9 protein-coding genes and 1 riboswitch are annotated in these 12,778 nt (G+C 71.3%); of the genes, 5 read left to right on the forward strand and 4 right to left on the reverse strand.

What is annotated here, in order from left to right; genetic code table 11:
• The first annotated feature begins 57 nt into the window (after window positions 1–57).
• A riboswitch (cyclic di-AMP (ydaO/yuaA leader) is annotated at window positions 58–239 on the forward strand.
• A 5-nt stretch (window positions 240–244) separates the two neighbouring features.
• The 4 genes from ACFYZA_RS03900 (at window position 245) to ACFYZA_RS03915 (ending at window position 4,563) form a co-directional block, all read left to right on the forward strand.
• Window positions 245–1,006, forward strand: a complete 762-nt coding sequence (locus ACFYZA_RS03900) for a transglycosylase SLT domain-containing protein (protein ID WP_382593831.1) — start codon at window positions 245–247, stop codon at window positions 1,004–1,006.
• Window positions 1,007–1,320: 314 nt separating this feature from the next.
• Entirely contained in the window at window positions 1,321–1,758 is a 438-nt protein-coding gene (locus ACFYZA_RS03905) for an STAS domain-containing protein (protein WP_382593828.1), read from the forward strand.
• A 117-nt stretch (window positions 1,759–1,875) separates the two neighbouring features.
• A complete protein-coding gene (locus ACFYZA_RS03910; protein WP_388486903.1) occupies window positions 1,876–4,071 on the forward strand; it encodes a DUF4157 domain-containing protein in 2,196 nt (731 codons plus the stop codon).
• Between the two features lie 42 nt (window positions 4,072–4,113).
• Entirely contained in the window at window positions 4,114–4,563 is a 450-nt protein-coding gene (locus tag ACFYZA_RS03915; RefSeq protein ID WP_382593822.1) for a nucleoside deaminase, read from the forward strand.
• A gap of 6 nt (window positions 4,564–4,569) precedes the next feature.
• On the opposite strand, the gene ACFYZA_RS03920 is transcribed toward ACFYZA_RS03915, so the two are convergent.
• Window positions 4,570–5,289: an HAD family hydrolase gene (locus ACFYZA_RS03920; RefSeq protein WP_388486906.1), complete on the reverse strand. Its 720-nt coding sequence runs from the start codon at window positions 5,287–5,289 to the stop codon at window positions 4,570–4,572.
• Between the two features lie 172 nt (window positions 5,290–5,461).
• Entirely contained in the window at window positions 5,462–6,502 is a 1,041-nt protein-coding gene (locus ACFYZA_RS03925; RefSeq protein ID WP_388486908.1) for an ETX/MTX2 family pore-forming toxin, read from the reverse strand.
• 116 nt (window positions 6,503–6,618) lie between these two features.
• On the opposite strand from ACFYZA_RS03925, the gene ACFYZA_RS03930 reads away from it, so the two are divergent.
• The gene (locus ACFYZA_RS03930) at window positions 6,619–8,232 is read left to right on the forward strand and encodes an adenosine deaminase (protein WP_388486909.1); all 1,614 of its coding nucleotides are present in this window, start codon (window positions 6,619–6,621) and stop codon (window positions 8,230–8,232) included.
• 81 nt (window positions 8,233–8,313) lie between these two features.
• Here the strand turns inward: ACFYZA_RS03930 and ACFYZA_RS03935 are convergent, their stop codons facing one another.
• Both ACFYZA_RS03935 and ACFYZA_RS03940 read right to left on the reverse strand, forming a co-directional pair.
• On the reverse strand, window positions 8,314–10,464 hold the full coding sequence (locus tag ACFYZA_RS03935; protein WP_388486912.1) for a hypothetical protein: 2,151 nt from the start codon (window positions 10,462–10,464) through the stop codon (window positions 8,314–8,316).
• 127 nt (window positions 10,465–10,591) lie between these two features.
• Window positions 10,592–12,697, reverse strand: coding sequence for a glycoside hydrolase (locus ACFYZA_RS03940; RefSeq protein ID WP_388486914.1), 2,106 nt, complete (start codon window positions 12,695–12,697; stop codon window positions 10,592–10,594).
• Window positions 12,698–12,778 lie beyond the last annotated feature (81 nt).

The raw sequence follows: 12,778 nt of genomic DNA on the forward strand, positions 1-12,778 counted from the left end.
CCTCACGAATTCCGGCCTTGTTTCCGTCGGGGCTATTCGTCTACGTTCACCGTCAATCCGGAAGGAACGCCGAATCCTGCCGCCGTCCGGAGCCTCCCATACACGTACGGCAGGAGCGGGGGACCCAGGTAAGCCGCCGATCCGGATTCCGGAACGGCTGGGGTGAAGTCGCGTGCACCGCGACCGGACATCTCCCGTCCGAACCCGACAGCTCACCTCGCAGGCGACGGAGAGGAATAGACACATGTCCGCAAAGGGCAAGCACCGCCGGCCGAAGTCCCGCTCGTTCTCCCGGGGCCTCGCCGTCGCGGGCACCGGCAGCGCCGTCCTGGCCCTCCCGGTGATCGGCGCGACCACGGCCTCCGCCGCCCCGGCGTCGGTCCACTCCGTCGTGGCCAAGCCGGTCACCGCGGTGAAGGCCGCCCCCACGAGCTACTCCGTGGCCGACGGGGACTCGCTGGCGAAGATCGCCGACGCGCTCAACGTGAGCGGCGGCTGGAAGCAGCTCTACCAGGACAACCAGAGCGTCATCGGCAGCAACCCCGCGCTGATCCGCCCCGGCATGAAGCTCACCCTCGGCGCCCCCGCGGCGAGCACCGCCCGGGACGCCTCCGCCCGGGCCGACCGCTCGGCCCGGACCACCGACCTCACCGCGACCGCCACCGTGGCCAGCACCACCACGTACGCGAACAACCTGGACGGCTGGATCCGGCAGTCGCTGGACATCATGGCCCAGCACGGCATCCCGGGCAGCTACGACGGCATCTACCGCAACGTGATGCGGGAGTCCTCGGGCAACCCGATGGCGATCAACAACTGGGACTCCAACGCCGTGGCCGGAACGCCCTCCAAGGGACTCCTCCAGGTCATCCAGCCCACGTTCTCCGCCTTCCACGTGCCGGGCACCTCCACGGACCTCTACGACCCGATCGCCAACATCACCGCGGCCTGCAACTACGCCGCCAAGACCTACGGGTCGATCGACAACGTCTTCGGGGCCTACTGACGGATCCCGTGGCCGGGCCTCTCGCGGTGAAGGGAGTGCCCGGCCGCACCGCTCGCGGCCCCGAGCGCGCGCCCGGCCATCCCAACTGGCCGGGCGCCGCGCCGTTTTGAGCCCTCGGCAGCCGTTGCGCAGGGTCAGAACAGGGGCAGACGCAAATTTCGTTCACCCCCCGGGGTGAACAATTCGAAGGCTGGACGTTTCTGCATACGCGTCTGTTCCTAGGGTGCTAGTGCGTCACCCCGGGGACCACGGTGACTGCCCGACTACCGAGTACTCCCGCACCGCGGGGGTCAGTTCTGGACCGGGAGCTGCCCATGGGATCCACCGCTCGGCCATCCGTCTCGGCGCCCGTGCCCCTTCCGCCGGGGCTGCTGCCGGACCGGTGCCGCAACGCCCGCACCTATCTGATGCACGGCTTCACCGTCGTCGAGGTGCACGGCACCGTGGACCTGGCCAGCGCGCCCGGCGTCCAGCTCCACCTGGACGCGGCCACCCAGCCGGCCGGCGCCCGGGTGATCGTCGACCTGCGGCCCGTGGACTTCTTCGACTGCGCCGTCTTCACCCAGCTCTGCCGGGCGCACCGCAGGATCCGCGAGCGCGACGGCCACCTCGGCGTGGTCTGCGTACGGCCGTGGCATCTGCGCATCCTCGCGGCGGCCCGCCTCGACACGCTCCTGCGGCCTGCCGGATCCGTGGAGGAGGCTGCCCTCGCCGCCCTGGCCCGGTCCGGCTCGGACATCAACCGGCTCTGAATCGCGGCTGGTTGACAGGAGTGCACCCGTACTTGCCCTTTCGTACCTTCACCCCTGCTCCCGTGGCTGATATGCACGTACAGCCCGGCTTCACGATTCACCACCGAAGGGGTTCACGTGCACGCGCAGGACAGGCAGCAGGGCCCAGCTGTCACGCCCGGCGGACCCGTTTCACGGGCCGGTGACCGGCGTGGAGGTGCGGGCGACGGACAGGCCGCGCCCGGCGGAGGGCTCGGTGCGGCCCAGTTGCTCGCGCTCCAGCGGTCCGCGGGGAACGCCGCGGTGGCCGGGCTCCTGACCCAGGGCGACGCGGCCGTGCAGCGCTCCGCGGTGCACGACGTGCTGCGGGGATCCGGGCAGCCGCTGGACTCGGAGGTGCGCGCCGACATGGAGACCAGGCTCGGCGCCGACTTCGGCGACGTACGCCTGCACAACGACGCCGCGGCTCAGCGGTCCGCCGCCGAGATCGGCGCCCGCGCCTACACCTCGGGCAGCCACATCGTGGTCGGGCAGGGCGGCGCCGACCGGCACACCCTCGCCCATGAACTCACGCACGTCATCCAGCAGCGCCGGGGACCCGTCGCCGGCACCGACACCGGTGACGGGCTGCGCGTGTCCGACCCCTCGGACTCCTTCGAGCGGGCCGCCGAGGCCAACGCCACCCGTGCCCTCTCCGGGCCCGCGCCCGAGGCCGGCGGTGAGTCCGCCTCCGTGCAGCGCGACTGCGGAACCGGGGCCCACGGGCACGCACACGCGGCGGGTGCCCCCGTCGTGCAGCGGGCGGTCGGCTTCGAGTTCGAGGCGCAGTGGAACGTGCGCAGGGTCGCCGACCCCGTCGCCGCCAAGGCCGTGCAGGAGCAACGGGCCGTCGAGCGCGAGCGGTTGCTCGACGCCAAGCTCCTGGAGCGGGTCCTCAACCCGTACAGCCCCTACGCGCAGGAGCTGAGCGCGGCGGAGCGGAGCACGTCGCAGGACGAACTGAGGGCCCGCTGGTTCGACGGCGAGTTCCTCACCGAGGCGGGCGAACTCCGGCTCAAGAAGACACAGTTGGGGCCCGACGGCGCGCAGCGCGCGGCGGCCGAGATGAGCCTGATGATCTCCAGCGAGATCTCCGAAGTGCCCCTGGTCGGTGAGAACCTCGGCAAGGGCCGCGGGCCCGACGGCGTGGTGGTGAAGGGCGACAAGTTCGATCTCACCGCGGACGCCAGCCCCTCGGGCGGCTCGAACCTGGAGTGGGTGACCGACCCGCTGAACAACGTCGCCGAGGTCGGCGGCGTCCTCGACCGCATCTCGCGGATGGCCGGCTACCTCAACGGCCGCCAGCGGGACCCGTACATCCCCTCCGAGGACGTCACGGCTGGAGGCGGCACGCCCGAGCGGCAGCTGCGCATCTACCCGTTCGGCGGCGCGCTCAAGTTCGCCCCGCAGACCACCGCCGGAGTGCGGCTCGACCGCCTGCCGGACCTGATCGGCTATCTGGCCGACAAGCAGGAGCCCGAGGAGAAGTCCGTCGCCGGGGCCGTGCGCGGGGTCTACGGAAAGCTCACCCACACCAAGGAGCGGCGCGCGCAGGCGCAGCGCGACCTCTTCGGCGGCGGGCTCGGCACGCTGCCCGCGGCCAAGACCGGTGCGGAGCGGGCGGTGGGCGAGTTCGGGGAGTCGGCTCCCGAGGGCATCTCGCTGTCGAAGACCGACATCGGCGGCCTCACCGGCCTGGTCATGCACCTGTCCTCCTACGTGCTCGCGGGGGAGGAGCTGCAGGCGGGTGCCAATGCCAAGTCCATCGCGGGCGGCCTCATGGCCCGCACCGACTTCGCCCGCCACTTCGGACTCCTGACGGAGGGGGTGCGGGAGTACTTCACCGCTCACCCGGACCAGTTCGTCGATCTGGTCCTGTCCGCCGCCAACCGGTCGGGCAGCGGGAGCGCCCGGCTGTTCGGGGCGCCGGTGGAGCGGGGCCTGGCGAACGACCGTACCCAGACCGAGATCGCCCTGACCCGCGCCCAGTGGCTGCGGGCGATCCCCCAGGGCCACGATCTGCTGAAGAACGCGCAGCACCTGACGGCCGAGCAGCGGACCATGGTCGACGACGAGCCGGGCGCCGAGGCGGTGCACAAGTCGCTGGGAGCGCTGGGCGACCAGGACAACCGCACCACCACCAAGAGCGGCGAGCTGAATCTGATGGTCGCCGAGCTGCGCCGCATGCGGGACGGCGTCCCGGCGGAGGGCCTCAAGCCGCTCGCGCTCGCCGCCTTCAAACTCATCGAGCAGCTCAACGAGGGCAAGAAGCTGAAATACGCGAAGCGGGCCTGAGGCTTCCCGCGAGGCCGGCGGGCCGGGCGTATCGTCGCGCCCATGGACGACCAACTGGCCAGGCAGTGGCTCGCGACCGCCGTCGAGGAGGCCCGGGCGGGCCTCGCGGAGGGCGGCATCCCGATCGGCGCCGCCCTGTACGGAGCGGACGGCGCCGTCCTCGGGCGCGGGCACAATCTGCGCGTGCAGGAGGACGACCCCTCCCTGCACGCGGAGACCGCGGCGTTCCGCCACGCCGGACGCCAGCGCTCCTACCGGGGCACGACGATGGTGACGACGCTGTCCCCGTGCTGGTACTGCAGTGGTCTGGTCCGGCAGTTCGGCATCTCCCGGGTGGTGGTGGGGGAGGACGAGACGTTCCGGGGCGGACAGGAGTGGCTGGCCGGGCTCGGGGTGGAGATCGTGGTGCTCGACGATCCTCGGTGCGTGGCCCTGATGAAGGACTTCATCGCGGCGAACCCGGTGCTGTGGAACGAGGACATCGGTCAGTGAGATATCTCAACTCACCTGATGGCCCAGCTCGTTGAGGCAGCAGGCCAGCTCGCTGAGGTGCGGGACGGTCGCGATGTCCGGGGGCAGCGCGGCCGGTCGGGGGCCCGGCGTGACGAGTACCGCCGACATGCCGAACGCGTGGGGGCCGAGCGCGTCGGTCTCCGCGTTGTCCCCCACGAACAGGATGTGCTCGGCCGGGCACCCCGCCGCCCGGGTCACGGCGGCGTAGAAGCGCCGGTCCGGCTTGCGGATGCCCAGGGTGCCGGAGAGCACCAGGGCGTCGAAGCAGCCCTCGATTCCGGCGTCCCGCAGGGTGCGCCGCCGCACCGGCTCGGGCCGGTCGGTGTTGGCCGCCAGCACACAGACCAGGCCGCTCGCGCGCAGCTCGCGCAGCGCGGCGGCCGCTCGCGGGTCGACCCGGGCGTCGGGCAGCGCGGTGAACACCGCATCGCTCGCCGTCCGCAGATCGGGAACGGTGGCCCCGCAGTCCTGGACGGTCCGGGCCAGCCGGGCGAGGAAGGGGGTGCGTACCCCTCGGGCCCCTCGGGCCCGGTCGGTCTCCCGGAGGCGACGGGTGACGGCGTCGAAGCGCGCCGGGAAGTCCTTCGGGATCGCCGTACCCGGCAGGCCCCGAAGGACATCCGCGATGAACCGGCCATCCGGGGCCGGCCCATGGCCTGCCAAGGTGCCGACGAAATCGAGCGCGAGTACACGCGGCTGCGCCATGGGGCCGCCCCTTTCCCGGGATCGGCCTCACCTTACTGAGCGGCCGCGCGATATTCGCCTGATGTTCCGTCTGCCGGTCCGGTGACCATCGGATGCGCGCATACGGCATGAGGTAATGCGACGGATGCGCGCATACGGCATGAGGTAATGCGACGGATGCGCAGCAGGCTTCTCAGTGCCCGGGAACGGCCGCTCGCTTTCCGTTCGGGGCGAGCGGAATGGGAATCGTGCGGGAGCCGAGAGCCCGGGAACGGCCGCCGTCCAGCGGTTTCTGATCGGCGTTCACATTCAGCGACACGCCCTGGCCGCCGCTGAACGTTCCGCTCGCGAAGGCGTGCACGCCGTCCGCGATGACCTCGTATCCCGGAGTGTCGATGATCCGGTGGTCCCGGCAGTCCCGGAGCACCTGCTCGATGGGCACGAACCACAGCCAGTGGCGGTCTCCGTCCTGATTGAGGTCGACCTTCTCGTTGAACCAGATCGCGACATTGCCCCGCAGGGTGACGGTGGCCGTCCAGTCGATGTCGTATTTCTGGGTGCCGACCACCAGCGTCGCCTCCACCACCGACTTGGGGGGAATGCGCAGGGGAAGGTCCACGCTCCAGTTCTGCGTCTCCTTGTGCGTGAACTCCTGGGTCGACGAGAGACTCGCCTCGATCGACGTCGTCTCGCTGACCTTGGCGACCGCCGGAATCTCCGCCGAGACCTCCACCGTCACGCCGATCTTCAGCGACTCCGTGACCGATATCCGCAGATCCTGCTCGGTGGTCTTGCTCTGCTTGTAGGTGACGGTCTGTTCCACCGCCGTTCCGTTGCGATAGTTCGTGGCCACCGAACTGACCTGTCCGGGAACGGGCGATGGGGCGTTCGCGTCGTAAATGATGTCCTGGTACTTCGCGGATACCTGGTGGCGGTGATAGTCGCCCAGGAAGCTCTGCCTCGCATAGTCGGTGGACGCGGTGAATCGGCAGCCATTCGAGGCGGGAAAGCGCTCGCGTGCCATCCAGCCGCCCCACGCGTCCGTTATCTCCTGAAGCGGCCGGGCCGATGTTTTCGAGCCACCTTGCCGAGGTGCCGCATGCGCCGCCGTGGTGACGGACAGGGGAATGGCCGACGCGAGGGTGACGACGGGGGCGACGGTGAGCAGACGTCGTCTGGAGACATGACTCATCAGCGGAGGGGCCTTTCGTTCGATCTTGTACGAAATGGTCAACTTCCTTGACAGGCAATGCAATCCACTTATGGCGCCACGGCATAGGGACTTTGGTCCCGACCCCCGAATCGGTGAATGATGGGACGCGCGAAGTGAACGAGGAGAGGGAACGGAACATGCGGAAGAGGTACGGAACCCGGTGGCCGGTGCTCGTCGGCGCCACGGCCCTGAGCGTGACCCTGGGGGCGCTGCCGGCGGCCGCCGCCCCAGTGGCGGCCGGGCAGGACGCCCAGAGCGGCCGACAGGCGGCGGTACAGGACTACTTGGGGCGCGTCTCCCACTCCCCGGGTGAACTCAGGCGCTTCCTGGAGGAGCTGCCCAAGGGCGGCGATCTGCACCACCACCTGGTCGGTGCGGTACGCGCCGAGTCGCTGATCGGATACGCGGCGCGGGACGGCAAGTGCATCGACACCACGACCTACGTCGTCACCCCCGCCGGCACGCCCTGCGCGGACGGCCGGCGTCCGGCGCGCGACGCGGTGGCGCCCGGGCCGTTCCGGCGCGGAGTCGTCCAGGCGTGGTCGATGCAGGGCTTCGTCCTGCCGCCCGACGGCGATCCCCAGCCCGGCCACGACCACTTCTTCGACACGTTCGGGAAGTTCCAGGAGGCCGCCACCGGTCACGACGCGGACATGCTCGCCGAGGTGGCACGGGACTCGGCGAAGGAACACAGCGCCTATCTGGAGACCCTGGTGACCCCCGGGGCGGGCCCGCTGAACCAACTCGTGGACAGGATCCTGCCGAAGGACCCCGGCCCCGCCGATCTCGCCGCGTTCCACGCCACTCTGACCGCGAACCCCCACTTCCAGGCCCTGGTCCGGCAGGCGGCAGACGGCACCGACCGCAGCGTCCGCGACTCCCGCAAGCTGCTCGGCTGCGACACCGCGACCGCCCCCGAAGCCTGCCGGGTCGCGATCCGCTTCGACTACCAGGTGCTGCGCGCCCAGGACCCCCGCCATGTCTTCGCCCAGCAGACCCTCGGCTTCGAGCTCGTGCGCAGGCATCTCGGCGGGGTCGTCGGCGTGAACATGGTGCAGCCGGAGGACGCGCCCATCGCGCTGCGCGACTACACCCTCCACATGCGGATGGTCCGCTACCTCAAGTCGCTCTCGCCCGAGGTGCGGGTCAGCCTGCACGCGGGTGAACTCGTCGAGGGCCTCAACGGCGTCGCCGGGCGCGACCTGACCTTCCACATCAACGAGGCCGTGGACGTGGCGGGCGCCGACCGGATCGGGCACGGCGTCGACCTCGCCCAGGAGAAGGACCCGCAGGCCCTGGCCGCGCGGATGCGCCGGCAGCACGTCCTCGTCGAGGCGCCGCTCGTCAGCAACGCCCAGATCCTGCGCGTCAGCGGCGACCGGCACCCGCTGGGCACCTACCTCGACGCGGGCGTCCCGGTAGCGCTGGCCACCGACGACCCGGGCGTCAGCCGCAGCGACCTGACCGAGGTGTTCCAACAGGCCGTCACCGACCAGGGGCTGACCGTCGCCCAGCTGCGCACCCTGGTGCGCGCCTCCCTCGACCACGCCTTCATCGAGGGCCCCGGCCTGTGGAAGGAGCAGGACCACTACGGCGCCTTCGCCAAGCCCTGCGCCCGTGACACCCCCGACGCGCACCGGCTGCCCAGCGCCTCCTGCCGCACCTTCCTGAAGGCCAGCGCCAAGGCGACGCTCCAGTGGCAACTGGAGGCGGACTGGCGGGACTTCGAGAACCGCTACGCCCACCGCTGAGCCCCGGGCGGACGTGCCGTCCCGGACCGCGCCCCGGCGGTCACAGGGACGGCCGCCGCCGAGTCGGCGAGGCGCCCCTGCTCAGCGCAGGGTGACCGTGAGCAGCGAGTACTGAATGACCGTCAGCTCCACGCTCACCGTGTCTCCGTTCACCTTCCACCCGACCGGCACCGGGGCGGGCGAGGCGCCGTCCGGCGAGCTCACCGCGGCGGCCGTCACCCGCCGGCCCGACGGGACCGTCAGCGAGACCGTGCAGGCGGCCGGGGTCGTGGTGAAGGGGGCGGGGCTCTCACCGAAGTGGGTGAAGTTGACGAGCTGCACCACCGTGTCGTCGCCGAGCCGGCTCAGCTCCAGATGGATCCGGTGGTCACCGGCGAGCGACACGGCCGCGGGGGCGCCGGCGCGTACGGGTTCGAGCAGCCGGTCGGAGCTCGGCGCGTCCGTGCGCGCCAGATAGGACAGGCCGAGCAGATCCCTGAAGTACCAGCATGTCCCCGCCCCGTACGCATGGCGGCCGGTGGCCGGCAGCGGGTCGGCCTTGCCGAAGCCCAGCACATCGGCGAGGGCGTACTCGGCCCGCGCGGTGCCGAACGCGTCGAGGGCCGTGGGCGCGGGACCCGTCACGACGACCGTGCCGCCGCCGCGCACGAAGGCGCGCAGCACCTCGGCCTCCGGGTCCGAGACCGCCTGGAGGTTGGGCAGGTACAGGACGCGGTAGCCGGCCAGGTCGCCGCCTTCGAGCCCGGGGCTCGGCACGGTGTCGAACGGGATGTGCGCGTACACCAGGGCCTTGACCGTGCCGCGGAACTCGCCGAGCCACTTCTGCTGGGTGCAGCTCTCCTCGGAGCTCTCGAAGCTCCACCAGTCCGTGACACCGGCCGGCGGCTTGGTGTTCACGTACATGCCGCTGCCCTGGACCGGGCTCACGAAGTCGCGGCTCGCGGAGGAGTGGTACACCCCGACCGTCGCCCCGGAGACGGCGCCGAACAGCCGCTCCTGGTGCGCCGCGACGAACCCGAACATCCGGGTCCGCATCGCGGTGTCGGTGCTCTGGTCCTTGAACGGGCTCTTCACCTCGTACGGGTTGCAGCCCGCCGCGAGCAGCTCGGCCATCACCAAGGAGGCGTCGTCGGCCTTCCAGCCGTAGGAGAACGCCCAGGCCGGTTTGGTGCCACTGGCGGCCCGCGCGTACTTGTACATCGAGATCAGACAGACCCAGTCGCTCGCCGTGGCGTGGCGCATGCCGTCGTAGTTGCCGAGGATGTCCACCTCCCACACCTGGCTGATCCCCTCGGCCCGGCGCAACCGCGCGCCGTCCAGGCCGGTCAGGGTCGCGTACTGGTAGTCCATGGTCACCGTCTCCACGAAGGTGACCAGGTCGGGGTTGACGGAGCGGCCGGCGGCGGCGATGTCCAGCTGGAAGTCCGACAGATCGCGGTGGCGCCACTCGACGTAGCGGCGGAAGCCCGGGTTCGTGAAGTCGGCCGTGCGGGGCAGTTCGAGACCGGTGTCCGCGCGGAACGCGGCGGCCGCCCAGGAGGAGGCGTCGCACCAGCTGAGCGCCCCGTCGAAGTAGATCGGCACATCCGGCCAGATCGCGTCGACGCCCGTCGCGGCCAACGCGCGGACGCGCCTCAAGTAGTAGTCCCGGTAAGGAGAGTTGGGGCTCAGCCAACAGCTCTCGTCGCCCGGGTCCACCCAGACGACGAGGCTGCCGTAGAACACGTTGGGCTGCCCGTCGAGCCCGCGCTGCACCCAGTCCTTGCCGCCCCCGTTCTTGTAGAAGGAGGGCCCCTTCTCACCGCCGGGGCTGATGACTTCCAGCGAGGGGTAGTACATGACCACCCGCATCCCGGCGGTGTGGGCCAGCGCGGCGAAGCTCTTCACCTTCGCCATGTGCGCGGCGAACACCTCGTCGGTCAGCCAGTTCGACAGCACGGTGTCGAGCTCGATCACGCTCACGTTCTGCGCCTTGAGCTTCCTGATGACCGGCAGCATGTCGCGCTGGGGATCGGCGTCGTCGTCGAAGGTGCCGTCCGCCAGCCGGGCGAACCGGGCCCAGTCGGGGAAGGAGACCCCGGCCACGCTCCGGGCGTCCGGTGCCTCGGCCCAGGCCGGGCGGGGGCCGCCGCCGGGAAGGAACGGCAGCAGCTGTGACGCCGCCGCGAGCCCCCCGGCGCCCAGCCCCGCCCGTAACACGCCGCGTCGGCTCAGTCTTCGTCTGGCATCCATGGCCCGTGCCCCTCCCTCGACCACACCGGTACGGTTCCGGCTGGGGCGAGGCATCCTGTCGCCGTACGACGGGATCGGCCAGAGCGCCCTTTCGGCCAGCGGGGCGGGGGAGCGGCGGGCGGCCGGGCTACGAGACGATGCCGGCGGGGCACAGCCGCTGGGGCCTGCCGCCCTTGAGAGTGGCGTCGACGCAGCCGCCCGGAAGGCCGTCGTGGGCGGCGCTGCCGAAGTTGGCGGTGACGGTGAGCGTGCCGTCGCCGAACACGGTCCGCTGTACGGTGCGGTCGGCCGTCAGCCAGTCGAAGGACGTGAGCTCCTTGGTTCCCGCCGCCCGGTGCAGGGGCTCGAAGTACCGTTGCAGGGCGGCGAGTTCACGTACGTTCTGTTCCTCGCGCTCGTCCTTGTCGCTCAGTACGAAGTTCAGCGGCGTGTTGTAGAGCATCGCGAGGAGCGCCCGGTCCGTCTTCTCCTCGGGCAGTTTGCCGAACGGCAGCTCCCAGCGCTCCACGTTGACCAGCGAACCGTGCAGCGCGGTCTCGTACAGCGGCACCCGATAGGCCGGGTCGTACATCGCCTTGAGGGCATCGGCGACCGCCGCCCGGTGCTCCGGCTTGAAGTCGCCGACCCGCACCGGCTTGAAGAAGGTGTCGGGTGCCCCCGCCGGCATGTAGCCGCCCCACGCCGTGTCGTCCTTGGGCTGGTCGGCCGCGCTGTCGAAGTGGCCGTTCTCCATCGGCCAGAGCCGCCCGTCGACCGGGGTGCCCGAGCCGTGGTCGAAGGCGAGGACCCGGTTGGCCCAGGCCCCGGCGGACTCCGAGCCGAGCACCAGCGGCTCGCGCCCGGTGGCGTCGTACGTGCCGTCGGTCAGGCGCCCCATCCGGGCGAGGCGGTTGGCCCGGTCCTGGGCCATGGTCATCGGGTGCCCGGCGTCGTGGTCGCGGAAGAGCTCGCCCGCCGCGTCCACGTCCAGGAAGTAGCTGCTCGCGCCGTTGGCGACCAGCGAGCGGGTGCGGTCGGCGAGCAAGTGCCGCTGCCGCTCGGCCTGTTCGAAGGCCTGGGAGCTGAGGTAGCAGCCCTGCTGGTGGAAGCCCGGCTGCGGGGTGGCGTCGGCCCGCCGCACGCAGAAGGACGGGTAGACGCCATCGGGCCAGACCGAGTTCGGGGGAGTGTCGGGGCCCTTGTCGCGCCCGTTGGCGAACGAGTCGTACGGGCCGACCAGATAGCCGGCCTTCGTCGCGGCGGTGACGTCCTCACTCTTCATGGGCGCGTCGTCGGCGTCGTAACCGAGCCAAAGCCGGGAAACGCCCCGGGACTTGAGCCGCTCGATCCCCGCCGCCGTACGGTCGCCGCCCCAGGCGTAGGCGTGGAAGGCGCCGAGCAGCCTGCCCGTCTCCGGGTTCTCGCGGATCTTGTCGTCGAGGCTGCCGAGCTGCCCGTGTTCGGCGAGCCAGTGGCGGTAGTCGACGGCGGGCGCCACCGGGGACCCGTCGGTGAGCGCGAAGGCGACGGTGTAGGCGCGGGTCCCGTTGCCGCCGGAGAAGGTGTGCTTGGCCGTGGTGCGCAGGCGGCCGCCCTGCGAGGCGTAGGTGAGGGACGTGTCGATGTCGGTGGGCGCGAGGTAGCTGACGCCCCGGCCCCGGCCGAGCGTGTAGCCCCAGGCCGGCAGGGTGAGCTGGGAGGCCATGTCCTCCTCGGAGCCCACGAGTTGGGCGCGCGGCGAGTTCCAGAACGGATCGGCGACCGGCAGCGAAAGGCCCTCGCCGCGCGGGAGTTGGAGTGCCGAGGCGGCGGGGTCCGCCCCCGTGACCGGCCACGCCAGGCTCGTGTCCCGGCCGGCGGTGAGGGTGACGAGCAGCCTGCCGTGCTCGACGCGCGCCTGAGCGTGCAGCCCCCGCCCGGGGTAGGACCACTGGGCGCCCCGGCCCGACGCGGTCACGTGCCCGGGCTTGCCGGGTGCGTCGGCCGCCGGGTCCGAGACGCGCAGGGTGCGGCCGTCGTCGGTACGGGCTTCGATGCGCAGGGTCGTGGGATCGATGGTGGCCGTGCCTCCGGCGACGGGCAGCTCCACCCGGCCGTCCTGGACGCGCACCCCGTCCGGGTGCGCGGGTCCTGCGGTCGCGGCCGGGGTGAGCCCGGCCGCCAGGGCGGTGGCGACGGCGAGTACGAGAAGGGTGCGTCGGGCGCGCCGGCGCAGGGGGCGCGCGATGGCTGACTTCCCCGTGATGGTGTCCATGGCGCATGGATAACGAAGAGTTGTAAGAGGGCTCTAAGAGAGAGGAGCTGATGAGTCGCGAAGGCTTCAAGGGACCTGCGG

This window comes from Streptomyces sp. NPDC001828 (assembly GCF_042892175.1).
Lineage (GTDB): Bacteria > Actinomycetota > Actinomycetes > Streptomycetales > Streptomycetaceae > Streptomyces.

Coding starts and splice junctions, on each gene's coding strand:
- ACFYZA_RS03900 (WP_382593831.1), top strand. CDS start 245: ATGTCCGCAAAGGGCAAGCACCGCCGGCCGAAGTCCCGCTCGTTCTCC.
- ACFYZA_RS03940 (WP_388486914.1), bottom strand. CDS start 12,697: ATGGACACCATCACGGGGAAGTCAGCCATCGCGCGCCCCCTGCGCCGG.
- ACFYZA_RS03920 (WP_388486906.1), bottom strand. CDS start 5,289: ATGGCGCAGCCGCGTGTACTCGCGCTCGATTTCGTCGGCACCTTGGCA.
- ACFYZA_RS03930 (WP_388486909.1), top strand. CDS start 6,619: ATGCGGAAGAGGTACGGAACCCGGTGGCCGGTGCTCGTCGGCGCCACG.
- ACFYZA_RS03915 (WP_382593822.1), top strand. CDS start 4,114: ATGGACGACCAACTGGCCAGGCAGTGGCTCGCGACCGCCGTCGAGGAG.
- ACFYZA_RS03905 (WP_382593828.1), top strand. CDS start 1,321: ATGGGATCCACCGCTCGGCCATCCGTCTCGGCGCCCGTGCCCCTTCCG.
- ACFYZA_RS03935 (WP_388486912.1), bottom strand. CDS start 10,464: ATGGATGCCAGACGAAGACTGAGCCGACGCGGCGTGTTACGGGCGGGG.